Origin of the sequence: Sphingomonas sp. MS122, assembly GCF_049532975.1 — a bacterium.
Lineage (GTDB): Bacteria > Pseudomonadota > Alphaproteobacteria > Sphingomonadales > Sphingomonadaceae > Sphingomonas.
This window is the reverse complement of the sequence record NZ_CP186695.1, coordinates 1,513,182-1,534,718: the sequence shown is the minus strand read 5'-3', so window position 1 is coordinate 1,534,718 and position 21,537 is coordinate 1,513,182. Positions and strand designations below refer to the sequence as shown.

Here is a 21,537-nt window from a genome sequence, read left to right as displayed (position 1 = left end):
CCGCAACTCCCCTTCCTGTCAGGAAGGGGCGGGGGTGGGTGCGCGCGTCCGCGCGCTAGAAAGAACTCGTCGTCAGCGCTTGCGGCCGAACCAGATCACGTGGCGCGGCCCCTTGCCGTTCTGCCGGGCGCGCACGGCGATTTCCTCGACCTCGAATCCGGCCTCGCCCATCCGCCGCCGAAAGCGCTCGTCGGGCGCCGCCGACCACACCGCCAGCACCCCGCCGGGCTTCAGCGCCGCCTTCGCCGCGCGCAGCCCGTCGAACGTGTAGAGCCGGTCGTTGGCCAGCCGCGTCAGCCCGTCCGGGCCATTGTCCACGTCGAGCAGGATCGCGTCATATTCGCCCCGCGCCCGCGCGATCGCCGCGCCGACATCGCCGATCACCACTTGCGTCCGCGGGTCGTCGAGGCATCCGGCGGCAAGCCCGGCCATCGGCCCGCGCGCCCAGTCGATGATCCCCGGCACCAGCTCCGCCACCACGGCCTCGCCCGCCGGCCCGAGCAGCGCCAGCGCCTTGCGCAGCGTGAAGCCCATCCCGTAGCCGCCGATCAGCAGCTGCGCCGAGCCCGGCGATCTCAGCCGCGCCAGCGTCAGCTCCGCCAGCGCTTCCTCCGATCCGCTCATCCGGCTCGACATCAGCTCGTTGCGGTCGAGCACGATCATGAAGTCGCCCCCGCGCCGGAACAGCCGCAGCGGCTCGCCGCCCGGCACCTCGGCCACGCCGATCAGCTCGCGCGGAGTCAATGTCTCGTCCTCATGTCCCGCCCATAGCGCCCTGCGGGCTCAGGGCCAGTAAAAGCGCAGCTCGGTCTCGCCCGCCGGCGCGCCGTCGGCGTGGAAGCGCCGCTCGGCGATCCGCCCGCGCCCCTCGCGATCCACCGTCACCACCGTGCTGCACCGCGTGCCATAGACCGGCCCGCGGATGAACACCGGCGAGTTGACCGGCTCGAACGCGTCGCGCTCGTCCGGCCCGGGCGATCCCACCGGCCGCTCGTCGGCGAGCGCCGCGAACAGCGGCTCGATCGCCTCGCTCCCCGCCGCGAGCCAGCCCGCCATCCCCGCCTGCAGCCGCAGCGTCTTGGGCCACAGCGTGTCGAGCAGGCCGTTCGACAGCCCGTGCATCCCCGCACCCAGGGGCCGCCGCAGCGGCTCGGGCCGGTTGGTCAGGAACATCGGTCCCTCGGGCTCCACCGCGATCAGGTTGAAGGGGTTGAACGCGTCCAGCTCCTCCGGCTCCGCGCCCGCCAGCATGTCCGTCACCAGCGTCCCGCGCGACGCCTTCGCCGCATCGGGCGCCTGCCCGTGCACATTGGTCACCGCCGCGAACCGCCCGTCCTCGTTGAGCCCGAGCCAGGTCCCGCCCGCCACCAGGTCGCGCCCGGCGATGACGGGGCCGCGCGCCATCCATCGCGCCAGCGCCGCCGCCGGCCGGTCGTGCCGCTCGTCGCGGTTGCCCGCCGCCACCAGCCGCCAGTTCGGGTGTGCATGCCACGCCAGCGCCAGAACACACATGGCGCCAAGCTAGCGCCGCCGGCGCCGCCTCGCCAAGCCCGCTTCGCCCCGCGCCGCGCGCTCTCCGGCGTATCGCGGCCCGGCTCAGCCGGCCGCGGCCGCCACCTCCTCGCCGGGCAGCGCGCTCGCCCATTCGGCGAGGTCGGCGAGCGGGATCGCGCGCGAGAACTCGATGCCGATCCGGTCCTCCTTGATCCAGCGCACCCGGCCCGACACCGGGGGGAGGCGCTCGACCATCAGCTCGACCGCGGCCTCCAGCTCCATCGGCAGGTCGCTTTTGACCTTGGCCCCCTTTTGCGACAGGTCGACCAGGTCGACGAGATGCCACATCACCCCGACGCGCAGCCGCGCGCGGCGGTCGACCGTCAGCCGCGGCCCGCGCGGCGCCTCGCGCGCGGACAGCTGGTGCGGGTTGAGATAGGTCGCGACCTCGATCGGCGCGTCGAAGGCGACGCCGGCATTCCGGTCCTTCACCCAGCAGATCTTGCCGCTGACCGGCGGCGATCCCTTGGGCTCGACCCGCACCGCGGTGCCGGTCTCGAACCGCGCATAGGTCTCCAGCATCAGCCCGCCGGCACCGATGTTGCGGATCAGGCACAGATGCTGCGCGCCGTCCTCGAGGACCACGCGGGCGACGCGGAACAGCGTCGTGAAGCGCTCGTCCGAACGTTGGTCGGGCGCGGGTTGATCAGGTACAAGGTTCGCTTCCGGCGCAACCGCATAGCTTCGCACGGGCATTCCTCCCGCGAGCATCGACAACCGCGACAGGAAGCGTGCTCGCAGCCCCCCTGTCCGGACCCCCACAGGCTGTCATACGCCTTTAGGGCTAACTCGAACTTGCCGGGGATGGTTAATTTCCACGCCTTTCGGCCAAGGTCCAGCCGGGCGTCCTCGCGCGACCGGCTCGACGCGGCGCGGCGGCTAGGCGAAACGCTCCAGCGGCAGCTGTCCCGCGGCCAGGGCCCAGGGATGTTGCCGGTCCTCATAGACCGAGACGTACGGCGCCGGAAACGCCGGATCGGCGAATGCGCCCACCGCCACATAGACGAGGTCCGGCATCTCCACGGGCTCCCAATAGACGATCGAGCTGCACACCGGACAGAAGTGGAAAACGGCCGTCCCGCCGCTGTCGCCGGTCCGCGTCCAGGTCGCCGAGCGGCCCGCCGCCGTCACCCGTTCGCGCGCGAACCGCGCCTGCACCGCGAACACGCTGCCGGTGCGTTTCTGGCATTCGAGGCAATGGCAGATCGAGACGCGCACCGGCTCGCCCTCGCACGTCAGGCGAAGCTGTCCGCAGCTGCACGATGCGACCCGGGTCGTCATGCATCATCCTTAACGCGCGCTTGACCCGGACAAAAGCCGGTTGCCTCCAAATCGCCGGCGCGGACGTACAGCCCGCCGCGCGATGCCGCGAGCGGGCTCGATGGCGAAATGCCCGCTCACCCCAGCCCGCGCACCCCCGCCGCGCCCTTGCGGCCCAGCATCAGCTCGCTCAGCGCCCATACCAGCGCGTCGACGCGATCGGGCGAGCGTCCCGGCCCGACTCGCAATTCTCCAGCGTTCCTGTTTTGTACCTGAACAGCGTGACGATGTCAAGCAGTATTTTCCTATTTGGTTCGTTCTCGGATGATTTCCGGTTCGCTCCGCGCATCCTTTCGCCCGGCTGACCGTTACGCTCAGCGCGCTGTCCGTTCCCGCCGCCGCGCAGGACGCGCCCGCGCCCGCCGCGAAGGAAGCGCGCATTCCCTTCGCCTCGATGGTCAGCGACTATCGTGCCGAGGATCGCGACGTGATCTTTCTGCGCGCCGGGCGCGACTGGTATCGCGGCACCTTCGTGGCGCCGTGCCAGGAACTGCCCTGGGCATGGAACATCCGCTTCGACAATAGCCCGGGCATCGACGCGATCGACCGCTTCTCGACCGTCATCGCCCGCGGCGAACGCTGCCGGCTCGCCTCGCTGGTGAAGATCGATGGCGAGCCGCCCAAGACGGCGAAGAAGCCGGCGCGCAAAAAGGGCGACTAGGACGGATCGGCATTCAGCCATTCTCTCCCTCTCGGGAAGGAATGATGCACTTCATCCCCGAATGTCAGTCCATCCTGGGGTCGAGACTCGATCAGGTCGATCGTCATCCCCGCGCAGGCGGGGATCCATTGCCGCACGTCGCACGGCTCTTGCCGACAGGTCAGCCAGAATGGATTCCCGCTTTCGCGGGAATGACGAGGGTTGCGTGCAGGGAAACGTTTCGGCCTATGAAATCAATGACTTAATGGGTTCTGACCCTAAAACATTGGGTTCACGCGGAGGCGCGGAGAGCGCGGAGAGGTTGTTCTTCGGCGCGAAGCGTCTTGTCCCCGATCGCAGTAAACACGACCTCGGAAGATGAAAGCCGCCGGCGCGGCGAAGCCCGATCTCTGCGTTCTCTGCGCGAACGCCCTCTTCTCCGCGGCTCCGCGCCTCCGCGTGAATCAAATTCTTCTGCCCGCCTCGCGCATCGATCCGGTTAACCCGTCACCGCCGCCCAGGCCGCGACCTCGTCGTCGCGCCGTCGCGTCACCGTCAGCTCGCCCGCTTCGCCGGTCGCCGGCTCGATCTCGATCGCACCGTCCCATTCGAACGTCGCGTTGCCCGCGATCGTCACCCGGTCGCCGCCCGCCGGCCCGTCGGCGCGCACGCGCACGCGGCCGCCGGGATTGTGCACCGTGATCCATCGGCCGAACGGCAGGCGGCCGGTCAGCCCCGCTGCGTGCGCCGCCGCGCCCATCGCCGTGCCGCAGGCGTTGGTGAGGCCGATGCCGCGCTCATAGGTATGGACGAACAGCCCATCGGGGCGCAGCTCGACGAAGCTCACATTGGCGCGGTCGGCGAGCAGCTCGGGGCCCGCCTCGCACCAGTCGCCGAGCGCGATGAGCTCGGCGACGTCGATCTTGTCGACGAAGGCGATCAGATGCGGGTTGGGCATCGCCACCGCGGTGAAGTTGCGGCGGTTCGGCAGTCCGGGCACCGGCGCGTCGACCACCGGCGCCGCGGCGCGCAGCCCGGCCGCGGCGGGATCGGTCGAGGCCGGGCCCACCGTGGTGCGCACGGTGTAGACGCCGGGGGCCAGCTCGGCCTCGTGCGCCACGTCGGCGTCGCTCGTCTTCAACCGCACCGTCGCCGCCTCGATGCCCAGCGCCTCGAACCCGGCGCGCGCGGTGCAACGCAGCCCGTTGAGGCAGGTCTCGGGGATCGAGCCGTCGGCATTCACCACCATCTGCGCGAACGCGGCCTCGCCCTCGCCGGGCCGCAGCAACAGCAGCCCGTCGGCTCCCACCGGCCCGCGCCGGTCGCACAAGGTCCGCGCGACCCGCCCCCATTCCGCATCGGACAAATCCAATGCGCGAGCGTCGAGAAGGGCGAAATCATTCCCCGAGCCGTGGCATTTGGTGAAGGCGAGCCGCATCCGTCCGCATCTAGGGGCATCGCCGGGTCATGCAACCTAGATCGGCTTGAGGCGCGGAAAGCCGGGCTGGCGCATCGCCGCGCAAGCTGCGACAAGCGGGGCGATGACGGGCATCCTGTTCCTCGCGGTCGTGGTCCTCGGCATCGTCGCTGCCGCTCAGGGCCAGAAGCTGCGCGAACTCGGCCGCCGGATCGACAGGCTCGAGCGCACGCGCCCGCCCATCGCTGCGGCGGCGCCCGGCCCGGTCCCTGCCCCGGCGGCCGCCGCTCCGCTCCCGTCCCCCGTTCCGGCCGCCGCGGCCCCCGCGCCGCAGACGGTACCGCTGGCGGCGCCGGAACCGGAGCGAGAGCCGGAAGGGGATATGGCTGCCATATCGGCCCCGGCCCCGCCGCCGCGCCCCACGCTCGAATCGCTGATCGGCGCGCGCCTGCCCGTGTGGATCGGCGCCATCGCCCTCGTCACCGCCGGCTTCTTCCTCGTCCGCTATTCGATCGAGATCGGCCTGCTCGGACCCGCCGTGCGGACCCTCCTCGCCGCACTGTTCGCGGCGCTGCTGATCGCGGGAAGCGAAGTCGCGCGCCGCCTGCCCGCCGTGCGCGACGACCCCCGCATCGCCCAGGCGCTCGCCGGCGCCGGCATCGCCAGCGCCTATGGGACCTTGTACGTCGCCGCGGCACTCTACCACCTGATCGCGCCGCTTCCGGCCTTCATGCTGATGATCGCCGTCACTGCGCTGGGTCTTGTGCTGGCGCTCCGTCATGGCCCGCCCACCGCGGTGCTGGCGCTTGCCGGCGGCTTCGTCGCGCCGCTGGTCGCGGGCTATGACGCCGCGGGCATCGGACCCTTGCTCGTCTATCTCGCGCTGTTCACCGCCGCGCTGTTCGGCCTTGCCGCGCATCGCGGCTGGGGCTGGCTGGCGCTCGCCGCCACCGCATGCGGATTCGCCTGGGTCAATTTCCTGCTCTTCGCGCTCGGCGCCGAGGATCTCGCCGCGCCCGCGGCGTTCGTGGTATTGCTCGCCGTCGGTGCCAGCCTCGCCTTGCCCCGCGCCGGCGTCGCGGCGGCCTGGCTCCGCCTCGCCCCGCTCGTTGCCGGGCTCGTCCAGCTGCTCGCCTTCGCCCCCGCGCTCGACTTCTCGGCGCTGGCCTGGGCACTCTATCTCGTCCTCGCCGCCGCCGCGCTGATCCTGGCCTGGCGCGACGAGACCTATCTTCCCGGCGCATTGGCCGCGCTTGCGCTCACGCTGCTCCTGGTCGCGATCGGCCTCGATCCGCCGCGGCAGGGCGCCACGCTCGCCGCCGCGATCGCCGCCGCGCCGCTCTTCGCCGGGCCTGGCCTCGTCCTGCTCGCCCGCGCGCGCGGCTGGGCCGTCATCGCGCTCGGCGGCATCGCCGGACCGTTGCTGCTCGCCAATGCCCTAGACCCCGATCGCCTTGCCGACTGGCAATGGACGGTGCTCGGCATCGTCGGCGCCGCGCTCGCGGCATGGCTGAGCTGGCGCCGTCGCCTCGAAGCCGGCAAGCGCGATCCCGGCCTGATCGGCGGCAGCGTCGTCGCGGCCATCCTGGCGGTCGTGGCGCTGGGCCAGCTCGCCGGCGCGGACTGGATCGCGATCCCGCTCGCGCTCGCCGCCGTCGCGCTGGGGCTATGGGCGCGCCGCACCGGCGACCCGCAACTCCACCTCCTCCCGGCGATCGCGCTCGGCGTGGCGCTCCTGATCGGCGGCGAGCCCCTTGCCGGCTACGCCACGCTCATCGTCGCATCCGCGAGCGGGTCGCAGTTGCCCTATCTCGAGCTCCCCGGTCTCGCCCTTGCGCTGCGGTGCCTGCTTCCCGTGCTGCTCGCCGCGGCAGTGCTGCTCGCCGACCGCCGGCAGCTCGCCCGCACCCGCCCGGCGGTGCTGAGCGGGGCGATCGCCGTCGCGCTCCTCCTCCTCTATCACCTCGCCAAGCTGCCCCTCGCGATCGCCGACGAGTCGCGCTTCACCGCCTGGGGCTTCGTCGAGCGCGCGCTGATCACCCAGGCGCTGCTCGCCGCCGGCTGGGCGGCCGGCCGCCGCGCCGGCTGGACGGCGCTGTCGCTCGCCCTGTTCGGGCTCGGCCTCGTCCGCGTCGCCTGGTTCGATCTGCTGCTGCTCAACCCCGTGTTCGTCGCGCAGCAGGTGGGCGGCATCCCGCTCGCCAACGCCGCCGTCGTCCATCTCGGGCTCGCCGCCTTCTGGAGCTTCGCCTTCGCCCCCGGCCGGCCGTGGCGCGCGATCGGGCTCGCCCTGGTCCTCGCCGCGACCGCCGCCGCCGTCCGCCAAGCCGCGCACGGCACCCTCCTCACCGGCCCGATCTCCACCGGCGAGAATTACGGCTATTCCCCCGCCCTCCTCCTCCTCGCACTGGCCTGGCTCGCGCTCGGGATCCGCAGCGGTGCACGCGATCTTCGCCTCGCCGGCCTGGCGCTGCTCACCGCCGTCACGCTCAAGGTCTTCCTGATCGACGCCGCCGCGCTCGGCGGGCTGCTCCGCATCCTCTCGTTCCTCGGCCTCGGGGTCGCGCTGATCGGCATTGGCTGGGTCTATAACCGCTTCCTCGCCGCACCGTCCGGCGCTGCGGACAAAACATGACCGGCGTTCACCGCATCCCGTAGTGCGCCGCCACCCGGTCGAGCGCCAGCGTCAGCACCAGCCGGCCGGCGCGCACGGGCCAGCCCAATGCCTTCTCCGCCACGGGAACCGTCTCCCCGGCGCAGATCACCCGCCACAGGATATCGGCAAGCCCGGGTCCGGCCGCCGCCACCGCGGCGTCGAACCGGCGCTTGGCGGCGATCTGCGCCGTGGTCGGATCGGGCCTGTCATGCGCTCGTCCACGGCGCGGCGCGGCCGGCGCGGCATCCCAGCGCATCGTCACGCGCGGCCCCAGGGCTGCGGTCTCATAATCGGCGCGCAGCCGCTCGCCGGCGTCGAACTGGCGCGCATCGACCAGCCCGCGCGCGCGCAGCCAGGACAGCGGCGATTCGGCGAGGTTCACCGTAACTCGCCGCCCGCTCTTCCGCGCCGGGGCGTGGCGGACGACATGTCCGTCTTCGATCGATCGTTCCACCAGCTCCCGCATCCACCCATCTCCCGGCAATTGCGAATCACCCTTGCCATATCGTCACGCTTGTAGGAAAGTGATTTAACCACACTGGTTATCGGAGCCGAGAATGATCACTGCGATCCGCGAAGTGCGCCGCGCCAAGGGGCTGACGCTCGAGGAAGTGGCGCAGCGCTGCGATCCGCCTACCACCGCACAGACCATCGGCCGGCTCGAAACCGGCACGCGCACCGTCTCGGTCGACTGGCTCAACCGTATCGCCGCCGCGCTCGGCGTCGATGCCGCCGATCTCGTGCAGCTGCCCGACCGGCCGGACATCGCCGTCGCCGCGCTGCTCGACGCGTCAGGTGCGCAGGCGCCGCGCCGCGCCGCCACGGTGGCGCCGCCCCATCCCGAGCCCGAACTGGTCGCCGTCACCGTCTCCGGCGGGATCGGCGACTATCGCACCGGCGACGTCATCTGGTGCCGCCGCCTCGCGCCCGCGGACTTCGTCTCCGCGCTCAACCGCGACGTGTTGATCCCGCGCCCGGCGGGCCGTTTCCTGTTCGGCCGCCTGATCGCGCACGAGGGCGAGGGCGGCCGGCTCAACATCCTTCCGCTCGGCCCAGGCGCGCGCCAGCAGGTGGTTGCCGATCCGCCCTGGATCGCGTGCGCGGTCCAGCTCATCCGCCAGCTCTGACGCCATCTTGCGTACCACCCGATAGAGGCGCATGCTCCCCTTGTTCCTTTAGGGGAGGAATGCACCATGAAGCAGTTCATCGCGCTGGCGGGGGCCATGCTCGTAGCGACGCCGGCATTCGCCGAAGACTGGGATTTCATGCTCACCAACGCCTCGGGCAAGCCGATCAAGACGATCGAGCTCGCGCCGGCGGGCACGACCGAGTTCAAGCCGCAGACGGTCGATCCGGAAACGCGCCGCGACCCGGTGATCAAGGTCGGCGCCAAGACCACGGTCCGCTTCGACAAGGCGAGCAACCAGTGCCGCTACGATCTCAAGGCGACGTTCGAGGACGGCACCAGCATCGTCTGGACCGGCGCCAATATCTGCGAGAACAGCTATGTCACGCTGAAGCTCGCGGGCGGCAAGCCGACGATCATGGCGAACTGACCGGAGACCTGGTGGGCGCTGACGGGCTCGAACCGCCGACCCTCTCGGTGTAAACGAGATGCTCTACCAACTGAGCTAAGCGCCCGGCCGTTCGGCCGCGTGCGCTCCGATAGGCTGGTTCTGCACGCGCGTAAACTGGCGGTGATTTCGCGCGGCGGCGAAATGGGGTAGCGCGCATCGCATGAGCGTCATCACCCGTTTCGCACCCAGTCCCACCGGCCGCCTGCATGTCGGCAATATCCGTACGGCGCTCCACAATTGGATGTGGGCGCGCAAGACGGGCGGCCGCTTCCTGCTGCGCATCGACGACACCGATCAGGCGCGTTCGCGCGAGGAGCATGTCGCCTCGATCCGCGCCGATCTCGCCTGGCTCGGCCTCGTCCCGGACGGCGAGGCGCGGCAGTCGGAGCGCTTCGATCTTTACGAGCGCCGCTTCGCCGAACTCGTCGCCTCCGGTCGCATCTATCCCGCCTATGAAACCCAGCAGGAGCTCGACCTCAAGCGCAAGATCCTGCTCGGCCGCGGCCTGCCGCCAGTCTATGACCGCGCCGCGCTGGGGTTGACCGAGGCCGACCGCGCCCGGCTCGAGGCCGAGGGCATCCGGCCGCACTGGCGCTTCAAGCTCGATCATGGCGCACCGATCGAGTGGCACGATCTGATCCGCGGACCCCAGCGCTTCGACCCGGCGACGATGAGCGATCCCGTGATCCGCCGCGCCGACGGCTCGTGGCTCTATCTCCTGCCTTCGGTGATCGACGATATCGATCTCGCCATCACGCATGTGGTGCGCGGCGAGGACCATGTCTCCAACACCGCGGCGCAGCTCCAGATGTTCGCCGCGCTCGGTGCCACGCCCCCTGCCTTTGCGCACGAGGCGTTGCTGACCGGCGCCGAGGGCAAGCTCTCCAAGCGCCTCGGCTCGCTCGGCGCCGACCATTTCCGCGAAGCGGGAATCGAGCCCCAGGCGCTCGTCGCGCTGCTCGCCCGGCTGGGAACCAGCGATCCCGTCGAGCCGCTTCCCGATCCCGCCCCGCTGATCGAAGGCTTCGATTTCGCGCGCTTCGGCCGCGCCCCCGCGCGCTTCGACGAGGCCGAGCTCGCCCAGCTCAACGCGCGCATCGTCCATCAGCTCGGCCATGCCGATGTCGCCGGCCGCCTTCCCCCGGGGATGGACGAGGCCGGCTGGCACGCGATCCGCCCCAATCTTGCGACCGTTGCCGAAGCTGCCGACTGGTGGGCGGTGGTCGAAGGGCCGATCGACTCGGTCCCCGATCCCGATGACGCCGACTTCCTTCTCACCGCAGCGCAGACCGCCGCGGCGATCGACTGGTCCACCGATCCCTGGCACGCGCTCACTGGCGCGCTCAAGGAAGCGACGGGGCGAAAGGGCAAGGCACTGTTCCTGCCGCTGCGCCGCGCACTCACCGGGCGCGACCACGGCCCCGACATGGCAGCGCTGCTCCCGCTGATCGGCCGGGATCGCGCCCTCCTGCGCCTGCGCGGCTGACGGCGAGCTTGATCATGATATAGAATCACATTGACTGAATTATGTAATGATATATCCTTGTATGCATCCGGTAGACACAGACCGGGGACAAGGAGAGCAGCCATGTATGCCGACAGGTATCATTCGACGGCGTCGCGTCCGGCCGGAGCCGGCGCAGCCCTTCTGATCAGCGGCGCAATGATCCTGGGCCTGTACTACGCAGGTCCCAGGATCGCCCCGGGCGTGTTCGACGACCCGCTTGTCGTCCGGCCCATCTCAATTCCCGAGCCCCCTGAGCCTCAGCCCGAGCCGCAGCCCAAGACGCAGCCCCTGCGCACCCGCACCACCCCTCCCATCACGCAGCCTGATCCCAGGGTGGTGCTGCCTCCGACGGGGCCGGTGATCGGCACGACGCCCGATCCCGGCCCCGTCACCTTTGATCCCCCGGGCGATCCGGGCCCTCTCTCCGGCGGCATCACGCTCGATCCGCCGCCAGCGCCGGTGATGGTCGGCGCGGAGGTCGACCCGCGCTACGCCGACGCGCTCCAACCACCCTATCCGCCGTCCGCGATTCGCGCCGGGATCGAGGGCAGCGTCACGGTCCGCGCGCTGATCGGCGTGGACGGCCGGGTCAAGGCGATCGAGATCTTGAAAAGCCCCGACGATGCCCTGTCCGAAGCGACCCGCCGCCAGGCGCTGTCCCGCTGGCGCTTCAAGCCCGCGACGCGCGACGGCATTCCGGTCGAGGGCTGGAAACGGATGACGATGCGTTTCCAGATCGTGGAATAGGCAGGGCTGGTCCCGGCCGCACGGCACGCCTATCTTGGCGCCATGTTCTTCATGAGGCGCAACAGGCATGTGTCGTCGGTCGGGCCGCTTCAGGACCTGCGCGACGTCCTGCGTATCCGTCACCGCTACCAGCTCTGGTTCCTGCTCGCCGCCTTCGTGACGACCGGCCTGATCCTGACCGGCTTCTATTTGGATTCCTATTTCGAGCGCGCCTACAAGCGCGAGATCATCTACGTCCAGAACTGGCGCGCCGACCGCACTCTCGACGAGATCATCGCCCAGCAGAAGATCGACGAAGAAAAACGCCAGAAGCGCGAGGCCGAAAGAAAGGCCAAGTCCGAGAAGAAGCGGCTCGAATACAAGAAAATCGACGATCAGTTGAAAGCCATGGGCCTTTGAGCGATGCGCGCTGGATGGGCGCGGCGTTGGCGCTCGCCGCGCGCGGGCGCGGGCGGACCGCGCCGAATCCCAATGTCGGCTGCATGCTCGTGAACGGCAGCCGCGTCGTCGGCCGCGGCTGGACCCAGCCCGGCGGCCGGCCGCATGCCGAGGCGATGGCGCTGGCTGAGGCCGGCGCTGCGGCGCGCGGCGCCATTGCCTATGTCACGCTCGAACCGTGCGCACATGTCTCGCCGCGCGGACCTGCCTGCGCATCTTCGCTGATCGACGCCGGAATTGCTCGGGCGGTCATCGCCATCACGGATCCCGATCGGCGCACCAACGGCAAGGGCATCGAGGCGCTGCAGGCGGCCGGAATCGACGTCACGACCGGCGTTGGCGAAGCCGATGCCCGCCGCACCATTGCCGGCTTCCTCAGGCGCCAGGCCTGGGGCCGACCGCAGGTCACGCTGAAGCTCGCCACCTCGCTCGACGGCTGCATCGCGCTGGCGAGCGGAGAGAGCCGCTGGATCACCGGGCCTGAAGCGCGCGCCCATGCCCATCTCGAACGCGCGCGCCATGAAGCGATCCTGGTCGGCCGCGGCACGCTGGAGGCCGACTCGCCGCGCCTCGACGTGCGCCTGCCCGGCCTCGAGGACCGCGCACCGCGCCGCATTCTGCTGTCCACACGCGCCGCGGAGGACTGGACGACGATCGCCGCACCCGAGGATATCGCAACCCTAGACGGCGTCGATCACCTCCTCGTCGAGGGCGGCGCCCAGACCGCCGCCGCTTTCCTCCGCGCCGATCTGGTCGATCGACTGCTGCTCTACCGCGCGCCGGTCCTGCTCGGCGGCAAGCCCGGTCTCGCCGATCTCGGCCTCACCTCGCTCGACGCCGCGCATGGCCGCTGGCGGCTCCTCGATACGCGCATGCTTGGCAGCGACCGGCTCGAGGTCTACGAGCGCGCCAGGACTTGAGGATTCAGAATAAAGGTATGTTCACGGGCATCGTCACCGACATCGGCACCATCGAGTCCGTCGAGGACCGCGGCGACCTGCGCGTCCGCATCGCGACGGCCTACGACACCGCGACGGTCGACCTCGGCGCCTCGATCGCCTGCTCGGGCGTGTGTCTCACGGTGGTCGACAAGGCGCCTGGCTGGTTCGCGGTCGACGTCTCGCACGAGACCGTGTCGCGCACCGCCGATCAGTGGGCGCAGGGGCGCAAGCTCAACCTCGAGCGCGCGCTCAAGGTCGGCGACGAGCTCGGGGGCCATATCGTTACCGGCCATGTCGACGGCACTGGCACCGTGCTCGGCATCGAGCCCGATGGCGAGTCGAAGCGGATCGCCTTCGCCGTGCCCGCTGCGCTCGCCCCGTTCATCGCCGCCAAGGGCTCGATCACGATCGACGGCGTCTCGCTGACCGTCAACGAGATCGCCGATCAGGCCGACGGCGCGGCGAACTTCACCGTCAACCTCATCCCGCATACCCAGGCCGTCACGACCCTCGGCGCGCTCGCGCAGGGCCAGGCCGTCAACCTCGAGATCGACGTGCTCGCACGCTATCTCCAACGCATGGAGGCCCATCGTGGCCAAGCCTGAATTGGCGCGTCTGCGCCACGCTTTCCTCTCTTCACCCGAAGAAATCATCGACGAAGCGCGCAATGGCCGCATGTTCATTCTCGTCGACGACGAGGATCGTGAGAATGAGGGCGACCTCGTGATTCCCGCACAGATGGCGACCCCCGACGCGATCGCCTTCATGGCCAAGCACGGCCGCGGCCTGATCTGCCTCGCCATGACCAAGGCGCGGATCGACCAGCTCGGGCTCGAGCCGATGGCGCGCAAGAACGGCACCAAGATGGGCACCGCCTTCACCGTCTCGATCGAGGCCAAGGAAGGCGTCACCACCGGCATCTCCGCTGCCGACCGCGCGCGCACCGTCGCGGTCGCGATCGACGCGATGAACGGCCCCGACGACCTCGTCTCGCCCGGCCATGTCTTCCCGCTCGTCGCGCGCGAGGGCGGCGTGCTGGTCCGCGCCGGCCATACCGAGGCCGCGGTCGATGTCGCGCGCCTTGCCGGCCTCAACCCTTCGGGTGTGATCTGCGAGGTGATGAAGGACGACGGGACGATGGCGCGGCTCGACGACCTCGTCGCCTTCGCCCAGCTCCACAACCTCAAGATCGGCACGATCCGCGACCTCATCGCCTATCGCCGCCGCCACGACCACTTGGTCGAGCGCCGCGCCGAGACCGTCTTCACCAGCCGCTGGGGCGGCGAGTGGCGCGTCCTCACCTTCTGGAACAAGGCGACCGGCACCGAGCAGATCGCGCTGATGAAGGGGCGCGTCGATCCCGACAAGCCGACCCTGGTGCGCATGCACGCGCTCTCGCCCTTTGGCGACCTGTTCGGCGAGGAGGGCGAGCGCGGCCGCCTACTTCAGCGCTCGATGGAGATCATCGGCGAGGAAGGCGCGGGGGTTGTCGTGGTGATCAACAAGCCGCGTCCCGACGCTTTCACCTTGGCGGTCGAGCGCAAGGCCGGGAAGCGCACCGAGGCGGACATGGAGGAGCTGCGCGACTATGGCGTCGGCGCGATGATCCTGACCGAGCTCGGCGTCGAGGAGATGGTGCTGCTCACCAACACCCACCACACATTGGTCGGCCTCGACGGCTATGGCCTGTCGATCGTCGGCGAACGCCCGATCAGCATCGGCGGAGCCGCCTGATGGCTCGGGTCCTGCTCGTCGAAGCACGCTTTTACGACCATCTTAACGATATGCTCCTAACCGGCGCCCGCGCCGCGGTCGAGGCGGCGGGCCACAGCCATGAGACGATCACCGTCCCCGGCGCGCTCGAAGTACCCGGCGCGATCGCGATGGCAGCCGAAACCGGGCGCTATGACGCGTTCGTCGCGCTCGGCGTGGTGATTCGGGGCGAGACCTATCATTTCGAGATCGTCTCGAACGAGAGCGCGCGCGGGATCATGGCGCTGACCATGGACGGCATTCCGATCGGTAACGGCATCCTCACCACCGAGAACGAGGCGCAGGCGATCGCCCGCGCCGATCCCAAGCATCTGAACAAGGGCGGCGGTGCGGCCGAAGCCGCGCTGGCGATGCTCGCGCTTCGGGAGATGCTCGGATGACTCACCCGGTTCTCTTCACGGAGCGGTTGATCCTGCGCCGCCCGGCTCCGGAGGACCTCGACGGCTGGGCCGCCTTCTCCGCCGATCCGGTCGCGATGGAGCATCTCGGCGGTCCCGTCGATCGCAGCGTCGCTTGGCGCCATCTCTGCATCATGGCGGGCGCCTGGGAAATCGCCGGCTACGGCATGTTCTCGGTAATCGAGCGCGCTACCGGAAAATGGGTCGGCCGGCTGGGTCCGTGGATGCCCGAGGGCTGGCCGGGGACCGAAGTCGGCTGGGGTGTCGCCTCGGAATTCGCCGGCAAAGGCTATGCGCACGAGGGCGCGGTCGCCGCGATGGACTATGCCGTCGAGATTCTCGGCTGGACCACGGTGATCCACACCATCGCGCCCGAGAATAGCCGCTCGATCCGCCTCGCCCAGCGGCTCGGCTCGTACAATATGGGGCCAACCAAGCTGCCCGCGCCCTATGCCGATGTCACGGTCGACGCCTGGGGGCAGACCGCCGCTGAATGGCGAGCGAGGCGCGCCGCGAAATGACCGACGCGCCGCCCAGCCGCTACAAGGTGGTGGAGCGCGGGCGGCGGCTGGTGGTGATCGATACGCAGACCGGCCAGCCGGCGGTCCGCGAGCCGGTGGCGCACGCACCCTCGCCTCCAGGCGCACCGGCGTACCAGCCCGTCGAGACACTCACGCGCAGCAATGTCGACGACCGCAGCGGCAACGCCGTGCTCGTCACCTCGCGCCTCTACGATCTCAAGGGGCCTCGCCGCATCGTGATCAGCCCCACCGCGTCCAACCGGATGAGCCGCGGCATCGGCGGCGTGGCGATCATCCTGATCGCCTATGCGATCCTCGCGATCTTCTTCCCGCTGCTCCTGCTGCTCCCGTTCGTGCTGCTGTTGCAGCCCAGGACCCGCAACGGGTTCCGCCAATGGATCACCGCGCGCTTGGGCGAGGCCGACCGGGCCGCCTGACCCAGCTGGGCGGATCGGTGGAAGAGATCGGGCACGCGGAATTATTCCTGCCGATGGGTTGCAATATGCAACAGTTAGGAGGCTAAGGGCGGCATGCATCAGCGAGCCGCCTCGACAAAAGCTGCGCCGCAGCACAGTGGCACGGCGCTGCCGTTCGCGGCGCTGATCCTCGCCAATATCGCGCTCGCCTTCGGCCCGTGGTTCGTGCGGGCCGCCGACGTCGGACCGGTCGCGGCCGGCTTCTGGCGGCTGGCGCTCGGCGTGCCCTTCTTGCTCGCGATCGTCGTCGTGATGGAGGGCAATCCGCTGCGCCATGCCAAGGGGCTCGGCCTCGTCCTGCTGCTCGCGGGTGTCGCCTTCGCCGCCGATCTCGCTTCGTGGCATGTCGGCATTCTGCACACGACGCTCGCCAACGCGACGCTGTTCGGCAACTCAGCAACGCTGATGTACCCGATCTGGGGCTTCCTGATCGCGCGCGCGTGGCCGACGCGGCAGCAGGGCGTTGCGCTCGGCCTCGCCGCGATCGGCGCGGGGCTGTTGCTCGGCCGCTCCTACAGCCTGTCGCCCGAGCATTTGCTCGGTGACCTGCTCTGCCTGCTCGCCGGGGTCCTCTATACCGTCTATTTCATCCTCATGGCGCGCGCGCGCGGCGCCATGACGCCGCTGCCGGCACTGGCGCTGTCGAGCGCCGCCGGCATCCTCCCGCTTCTGCTCTTCGCCGTGGCGCTCGGCGAACAGATTTGGCCGCAGAACTGGGGCGTGCTCGTTGGCCTTGCGCTGGCGAGTCAGGTGCTCGGCCAGGGACTGCTGATCTATGCGCTCGGCCATCTCTCGCCGCTCGTCGTCGGCATCGCCCTGCTCTCCCAGCCGATCGTCGCCGGGACCGTCGGCTGGATCGTCTATGACGAGCGGCTCGGCCTGCCCGATTTCATCGGCGCGATCCTGGTCGCGATCGCGCTCGTCCTGGTCCGCCGCGGTTCGGCACCGCCCGGGCAGGTTGCAACCGCGGCTGACGAGGCTAAACCATGAACATGGCCGAGGTCGCCGACATGACCCTTGACGAGCTGCGCGACGCGCTCGCGCCGCATCTCGCGTCCAATGCCGCGTTCGACGGCTGGAGTGCGACCGCAGTCGATGCCGCTGCCGACGCGATCGGCGCGGACCGCGACGTCGCCCGCCTCGCCGTCCCTGGCAATGCGGTCGACATGATCGACCTGTGGTTCGCGCATATCGACCGGCGCATGGCCGACGCGCTGCCGCCCGACACGCTCGCCGCGATGAAGATCCGCGCGAAGATCACCGCGCTGGTCGAGGCGCGGCTCGACGCGCTCGCCCCTGACCGCGAGGCGCTGCGCCGCGCCGTCGCGATCCTCGCCATGCCGCAGAACGCCACGCGTGCCGCGCGGCTCGGCTGGCGCTCGGCCGACATGATGTGGCGGCTCGCGGGGGATAGGGCGACCGACTACAACCACTATACCAAGCGCGCGATGCTTGCCGGAATCTACGCCGCCACCATCGCCGTGTTCCTGAACGACGAGAGCGAAGGCCAGGCCGAGACGCGCGCCTTTCTCGCCCGCCGGATCGAGAACATCATGCAGTTCGAGAAGGCCAAGGCGAAGCTCGCCGGCCGCAAGGACCACCGCTTCAGCCTGTCGCGCTTCGTCGGCCGGCTGCGCTACAACGCGCGGTGACGCCACTTCCCTATCCGGCTCTTCATGCCAGCCATGGCGGCATCTGGGTCGCGACGGCCGAGGGTACGCGCAGCGTCGGCCGCGGCGAGGCGGTGCGCATGGCAGCCGACACGCCGATGGTACTGCTCAACGCGCCCCTCGCAGCGCAGCGGCTGGGCTATGCTGAACTCTCCGGTCTCGATCTGCTCGAGCTGTTCGCCTTTCTCCGGCCCGCGCGGTTCATGGTGCCCACGCCCCGCGGCCTCGCCCGCACCCTCAGCCTGCCCGAACCGGCGAGCGATGCCGAGGTCGCCCCGTTCCTCCGCACCGCCGCCGAAGCGATGCTCGCCATCGCCGATGCCGACTGGCCCGAGCGCGAGGGCGCCTGGCACGCTGCGCAATCGCTCGCGCGGCTGCGCTGGAGCTGGGCGCCAGCCGTCAGCCAGCGTCTGACCCGCCCCGAAAAGGCCGAACGCTGGCTTTTCTCGCGTTTGCCCGAATGGACCGAACAGGCACCCCGTACCCCGCCGCGCACGGTGACGCTCGAACCGGATGAAGTCCGCGATCGCCTCGCCACGCTGACCGGCAACGGCGCCGAGGAACGCGAGGGCCAGCGCCTCTACGCCGAGGCCGCCGCCAGCGCCTTCGCGCCACGCACACTGCGCGATTCACCCAACCTGGTCCTTGCCGAAGCCGGCACCGGAATCGGCAAGACGCTGGGCTATCTCGCCCCGGCCTCGCTATGGGCGGCGAAGGCGGGCGGCGCGGTATGGGTCTCGACCTTCACCAAAGCACTCCAGCGCCAGCTCGGCCATGAAGGCGAGCGCCTGTTCGCCGATCCCGAGGTCCGCAAGCAGCGCATCGTCACGCGCAAGGGACGCGAGAATTATGTCTGCCTGCTCAATCTCGAGGATGCACTGCAAGGCGGCTTTGCGGGCCGCGCCGCGATCCTCGCGCAGCTCGTCGCGCGCTGGGCGGCCTATACCGCCGATGGCGACATGGTCGGCGGCGACCTGCCCGGCTGGCTGCCTTCGCTGTTTCGCCGCAACGGTTCGACCGCGCTCACCGACCGGCGCGGCGAGTGCGTCTACGCGGGTTGCCCGCACTACCGCAAATGCTTCATCGAGCGTGCCGCACGGGCGAGCGCGGACGCCGACATCGTCATCGCCAACCACGCGCTGGTGATGGTCAATGCCGCGCGGGGCCGCGAGACCGCGACGCGCCCCACGCGCTACGTCTTCGACGAAGGGCATCACCTGTTCGACGCCGCCGACGCGATGTTCGGCACCGCGCTGTCGGGCCAGGAGACGATCGAGCTGCGCCGGTGGATCACGGGCCCCGAAGGCGGCGCGCGCGGTCGCCGCCGTGGGCTCGCCGCGCGCCTCTCCGACGTCGCGAGCTATGACGATGCCGGCGGCCAGGCGATCGCCGACGCGGTCGACGCTGCGCGCGCGCTTCCGTCCGACGGCTGGCTCCAGCGCCTCGCCGAGGGCCAGGCCTTCGGGCCGGTGGAGCAGCTCCTCGCCGCGGTGCGCGGGCTCGTCTACGCGCGCGACGCCGACGGCTCGGGCGAGGCCGGTTATGGCATGGAGACCGAGCTCGCCGAACCCGACGCCGCGTTGATCGACGCCGCCATCCCTGCTGCTGCCGCGCTCGAGCGGCTGCTGCGGCCGATGATCGCGCTCGGCCGCCGGCTCGACGCGGTGCTCGACGACGCACCCGACTGGATGGACGGTCCGGCGCGCGCGCGCATCGAAGGCGCAATCGCTTCCCTGGGCTGGCGTGCCGAGACCGTCGCCGCTTGGCTCGCACTGATCGCGCGCATCGGCGGCGCTCCGGCCGAGGAGTTCGTCGACTGGCTCGCCGTCGAGCGCATCGAAGGGCGGGAGATCGACATCGGCCTCCACCGCCGCTGGCTCGATCCCAGCAAGCCTTTCGCCGAAACCGTGCTCAAGCCCGCGCATGGCGCGCTCGTCACCTCGGCGACCTTGCGCGCCGGCGGCGATTGGGACGTCGCCGAGGCGCGCAGCGGTGCGCAGCATCTGCTCCACCCGCCGCAGCGGTTCGAGGCGCTGTCGCCCTTCGACTATGCCACACGGTCGGAGGTGATCATCGTCACCGACATCAAGCGCGGCGACATGGGGGCGCTCGCCGCCGCCTATGCGCGCCTGATCGTCGCGGCGCAGGGCGGCACGCTCGGTCTGTTCACGGCGATCCGCAGGCTGCGCGCGGTGCATGCTCGCATTGCCGACCGGCTCGCGCGCGAGGGGCTGCCGCTCTATGCGCAGCATGTCGATCCGATCGACACCGGCACGCTGGTCGACATCTTCCGCGATGATCCGCGCGCGTCGCTGATCGGCACCGATGCGCTGCGCGACGGCGTCGACGTGCCCGGCCATTCGCTCCGCCTGGTCGTGATGGAGGGCGTGCCCTGGTCGAAGCCCAGCGTGCTCCACGCCGCGCGCCGGCTGACCAATGGCGGGAGCGCCTATGACGACCGCATCGTCCGCGCGCGGCTTGCCCAAGCATTCGGCCGACTGATCCGCCGCGCGGACGACTGCGGTGCGTTCGTCCTGCTGTCCGCCGCCATGCCCTCCCGCCTGCTCGGCGCCTTTCCGCCCGGCACCCCGGTCGCGCGACTGCCGCTCGACGAGGCGGTCCGGCGAGTCGAACGTCTTTCCTCTGTCGCAAGCTTCGGGCAGAAGGCGCGCGCGACCCCCGAGCCGGAGCCCCGATGAAGACGCTGACGTTGCTGCGCCACGCCAAATCGAGCTGGGAAGATCCCGTGGCGCGCGATTTCGACCGACCGCTAAATGCCAAGGGACAGCGCGCCGCGGTCGCCGTCGGCCGCCACCTGCGCAGCGAAGCGATGCGCTTCGATCATGTCGTCGCCTCGCCTGCGGCGCGCATCGTCGAGACGGTCGAGCAGCTCGAGCAAGGCTATGGCAGCGAGCTTGCGCCGGCCTGGGATCGGCGCATCTATCTCGCATCGGCCTCGAGCCTGCTCGACGTCATCCACGAGCTTCCGGCCGGCGCGGAGCGCGCGCTGCTGATCGGCCATAATCCGGGCCTCGAGGATCTGATCCTGATGCTGATCCCCGATCGTGCCGGCGACGCCCTTCGGGATTCGGTGGAGGAGAAGTTCCCCACCGCGGCGCTCGCCGTAATGACCTTCGAGGTGAGCGACTGGCACGCGGTCCGCGCTGACGGCGGCACGCTGGTCCGCTTCACGCGCCCGCGCGATCTCGATCCGGCGCTCGGTCCGAACCGGGACTGACGTTCAGCCGTCCCGCTTGAGCGCTTCGGCGAGCGTGTCGCGAACCGTTTGAAGCGTCGACTCTCCGGCCTTGCCCTTCACCCCGCGCTCGGCGTCGAGCAATCGCTGCACGCCGCGGATGGTATAGCCTTCCTGGCCGAGCAGCGAGTCGATCCGCCGCACCAGGGCAACGTCCTCGGGCCGGTAATAGCGGCGTCCGCCTGCGCGTTGGAGCGGGCGCAGCTGCGGGAAGCGGGTTTCCCAATATCTCAGGATATGCTGGGGCCGCCCGACTTCCTGCGCGAGTTCACCGATCGTCCGGAAGGCGTTTGGCCCCTTCTCCGGACCGGTAGCCATCTCACCCCCCGTTGACGATCCGGTCGCGCAGCATCTGGCTGGCGCGGAACGTCAGCACGCGGCGCGGCGCGATCGGCACTTCGACGCCGGTTTTCGGATTGCGGCCGATTCGCTCGCCCTTGTCGCGCAGGACGAAGCTGCCGAAGCCCGATATCTTGACGTTCTCACCATTGGCGAGTGCCTCGCACATGTGGCGCAGGATCTGCTCGACGAGGCGCGACGCATCCGCACGCGACAAGCCCACTTCGCGATGCAGCGCATCGGCAAGATCGGCTCTGGTCAGCGTCGCGGCGGTGGCCATTGTTGAGTCTCCCGGTCGGGCCTTCGC

The 21,537-nt window shown here is 70.2% G+C and carries 25 protein-coding genes and 1 tRNA gene; 17 read left to right on the top strand and 9 right to left on the bottom strand.

Annotated features, from left to right (window positions below):
* Positions 1-72 precede the first annotated feature (72 nt).
* The 4 genes from ACO227_RS07355 to ACO227_RS07340 all read right to left on the bottom strand — a co-directional run bounded on the left by ACO227_RS07355 (position 73) and on the right by ACO227_RS07340 (position 2,835).
* On the bottom strand, positions 73-744 hold the full coding sequence (locus ACO227_RS07355) for a spermidine synthase (RefSeq protein ID WP_423606497.1): 672 nt from the start codon (positions 742-744) through the stop codon (positions 73-75).
* A gap of 39 nt (positions 745-783) precedes the next feature.
* Entirely contained in the window at positions 784-1,512 is a 729-nt protein-coding gene (locus tag ACO227_RS07350; RefSeq protein ID WP_423606495.1) for an NRDE family protein, read from the bottom strand.
* 84 nt (positions 1,513-1,596) lie between these two features.
* Positions 1,597-2,244 (bottom strand): PilZ domain-containing protein, encoded by a 648-nt coding sequence (locus tag ACO227_RS07345; protein WP_423606493.1) that lies wholly within the window; start codon positions 2,242-2,244, stop codon positions 1,597-1,599.
* A gap of 189 nt (positions 2,245-2,433) precedes the next feature.
* On the bottom strand, positions 2,434-2,835 hold the full coding sequence (locus tag ACO227_RS07340; RefSeq protein ID WP_423606491.1) for a GFA family protein: 402 nt from the start codon (positions 2,833-2,835) through the stop codon (positions 2,434-2,436).
* A gap of 433 nt (positions 2,836-3,268) precedes the next feature.
* On the opposite strand from ACO227_RS07340, the gene ACO227_RS07335 reads away from it, so the two are divergent.
* Positions 3,269-3,535, top strand: coding sequence for a hypothetical protein (locus ACO227_RS07335; RefSeq protein WP_423606490.1), 267 nt, complete (start codon positions 3,269-3,271; stop codon positions 3,533-3,535).
* Positions 3,536-4,013: 478 nt separating this feature from the next.
* Here ACO227_RS07335 and dapF read toward each other — a convergent pair whose 3' ends face one another.
* Positions 4,014-4,952 (bottom strand): diaminopimelate epimerase, encoded by a 939-nt coding sequence (dapF, locus tag ACO227_RS07330; RefSeq protein ID WP_423606489.1) that lies wholly within the window; start codon positions 4,950-4,952, stop codon positions 4,014-4,016.
* A 103-nt stretch (positions 4,953-5,055) separates the two neighbouring features.
* Between dapF and ACO227_RS07325 the strand changes: the two genes are divergently transcribed.
* A complete protein-coding gene (locus ACO227_RS07325) occupies positions 5,056-7,566 on the top strand; it encodes a DUF2339 domain-containing protein (protein ID WP_423606488.1) in 2,511 nt (836 codons plus the stop codon).
* Positions 7,567-7,573: 7 nt separating this feature from the next.
* On the opposite strand, the gene ACO227_RS07320 is transcribed toward ACO227_RS07325, so the two are convergent.
* A complete protein-coding gene (locus ACO227_RS07320; protein ID WP_423606486.1) occupies positions 7,574-8,053 on the bottom strand; it encodes a DUF6456 domain-containing protein in 480 nt (159 codons plus the stop codon).
* A gap of 91 nt (positions 8,054-8,144) precedes the next feature.
* On the opposite strand from ACO227_RS07320, the gene ACO227_RS07315 reads away from it, so the two are divergent.
* Together ACO227_RS07315 and ACO227_RS07310 are read left to right on the top strand one after the other, a co-directional pair.
* Entirely contained in the window at positions 8,145-8,714 is a 570-nt protein-coding gene (locus tag ACO227_RS07315) for a helix-turn-helix domain-containing protein (RefSeq protein ID WP_423606484.1), read from the top strand.
* Positions 8,715-8,780: 66 nt separating this feature from the next.
* Complete coding sequence (locus ACO227_RS07310) at positions 8,781-9,143, top strand: hypothetical protein (RefSeq protein ID WP_423606482.1); 363 nt, start codon at positions 8,781-8,783, stop codon at positions 9,141-9,143.
* A gap of 9 nt (positions 9,144-9,152) precedes the next feature.
* On the opposite strand, the gene ACO227_RS07305 is transcribed toward ACO227_RS07310, so the two are convergent.
* Positions 9,153-9,228 (bottom strand) — tRNA-Val (locus ACO227_RS07305).
* Between the two features lie 96 nt (positions 9,229-9,324).
* On the opposite strand from ACO227_RS07305, the gene gltX reads away from it, so the two are divergent.
* The 13 genes from gltX (at position 9,325) to ACO227_RS07240 (ending at position 20,873) form a co-directional block, all read left to right on the top strand.
* Positions 9,325-10,650 carry a glutamate--tRNA ligase gene (gltX, locus tag ACO227_RS07300; RefSeq protein WP_423606480.1) on the top strand — a complete coding sequence of 442 codons (1,326 nt, stop codon included), beginning with the start codon at positions 9,325-9,327 and terminating at the stop codon, positions 10,648-10,650.
* A 102-nt stretch (positions 10,651-10,752) separates the two neighbouring features.
* The gene (locus ACO227_RS07295) at positions 10,753-11,418 is read left to right on the top strand and encodes a TonB family protein (protein WP_423606478.1); all 666 of its coding nucleotides are present in this window, start codon (positions 10,753-10,755) and stop codon (positions 11,416-11,418) included.
* 51 nt (positions 11,419-11,469) lie between these two features.
* On the top strand, positions 11,470-11,817 hold the full coding sequence (locus ACO227_RS07290; RefSeq protein WP_423606476.1) for a hypothetical protein: 348 nt from the start codon (positions 11,470-11,472) through the stop codon (positions 11,815-11,817).
* 14 nt (positions 11,818-11,831) lie between these two features.
* Complete coding sequence (gene ribD, locus ACO227_RS07285) at positions 11,832-12,776, top strand: bifunctional diaminohydroxyphosphoribosylaminopyrimidine deaminase/5-amino-6-(5-phosphoribosylamino)uracil reductase RibD (RefSeq protein ID WP_423606474.1); 945 nt, start codon at positions 11,832-11,834, stop codon at positions 12,774-12,776.
* Between the two features lie 17 nt (positions 12,777-12,793).
* Positions 12,794-13,402, top strand: coding sequence for a riboflavin synthase (locus ACO227_RS07280; RefSeq protein ID WP_423606473.1), 609 nt, complete (start codon positions 12,794-12,796; stop codon positions 13,400-13,402).
* Complete coding sequence (gene ribB, locus ACO227_RS07275; RefSeq protein ID WP_423607299.1) at positions 13,386-14,531, top strand: 3,4-dihydroxy-2-butanone-4-phosphate synthase; 1,146 nt, start codon at positions 13,386-13,388, stop codon at positions 14,529-14,531. Before ACO227_RS07280 ends, ribB begins: the two co-directional genes overlap by 17 nt.
* Entirely contained in the window at positions 14,531-14,950 is a 420-nt protein-coding gene (gene ribH, locus ACO227_RS07270) for a 6,7-dimethyl-8-ribityllumazine synthase (RefSeq protein WP_423606471.1), read from the top strand. The genes ribB and ribH overlap by 1 nt, the downstream gene beginning before the upstream one ends.
* Positions 14,947-15,489, top strand: coding sequence for a GNAT family N-acetyltransferase (locus tag ACO227_RS07265; RefSeq protein WP_423606470.1), 543 nt, complete (start codon positions 14,947-14,949; stop codon positions 15,487-15,489). Before ribH ends, ACO227_RS07265 begins: the two co-directional genes overlap by 4 nt.
* Positions 15,486-15,926 (top strand): hypothetical protein, encoded by a 441-nt coding sequence (locus tag ACO227_RS07260; RefSeq protein ID WP_423606468.1) that lies wholly within the window; start codon positions 15,486-15,488, stop codon positions 15,924-15,926. Before ACO227_RS07265 ends, ACO227_RS07260 begins: the two co-directional genes overlap by 4 nt.
* Positions 15,927-16,019: 93 nt before the next feature.
* Entirely contained in the window at positions 16,020-16,955 is a 936-nt protein-coding gene (locus ACO227_RS07255) for a DMT family transporter (protein ID WP_423606466.1), read from the top strand.
* 2 nt (positions 16,956-16,957) lie between these two features.
* A complete protein-coding gene (locus tag ACO227_RS07250) occupies positions 16,958-17,617 on the top strand; it encodes a COQ9 family protein (protein ID WP_423606464.1) in 660 nt (219 codons plus the stop codon).
* The gene (locus tag ACO227_RS07245; RefSeq protein WP_423606462.1) at positions 17,614-20,334 is read left to right on the top strand and encodes an ATP-dependent DNA helicase; all 2,721 of its coding nucleotides are present in this window, start codon (positions 17,614-17,616) and stop codon (positions 20,332-20,334) included. Before ACO227_RS07250 ends, ACO227_RS07245 begins: the two co-directional genes overlap by 4 nt.
* Positions 20,331-20,873 (top strand): SixA phosphatase family protein, encoded by a 543-nt coding sequence (locus ACO227_RS07240; protein ID WP_423606461.1) that lies wholly within the window; start codon positions 20,331-20,333, stop codon positions 20,871-20,873. Before ACO227_RS07245 ends, ACO227_RS07240 begins: the two co-directional genes overlap by 4 nt.
* Positions 20,874-20,876: 3 nt before the next feature.
* On the opposite strand, the gene ACO227_RS07235 is transcribed toward ACO227_RS07240, so the two are convergent.
* Complete coding sequence (locus ACO227_RS07235; protein ID WP_423606460.1) at positions 20,877-21,209, bottom strand: MerR family transcriptional regulator; 333 nt, start codon at positions 21,207-21,209, stop codon at positions 20,877-20,879.
* A gap of 1 nt (position 21,210) precedes the next feature.
* Positions 21,211-21,510, bottom strand: a complete 300-nt coding sequence (locus ACO227_RS07230; protein WP_343519612.1) for an integration host factor subunit alpha — start codon at positions 21,508-21,510, stop codon at positions 21,211-21,213.
* Positions 21,511-21,537 lie beyond the last annotated feature (27 nt).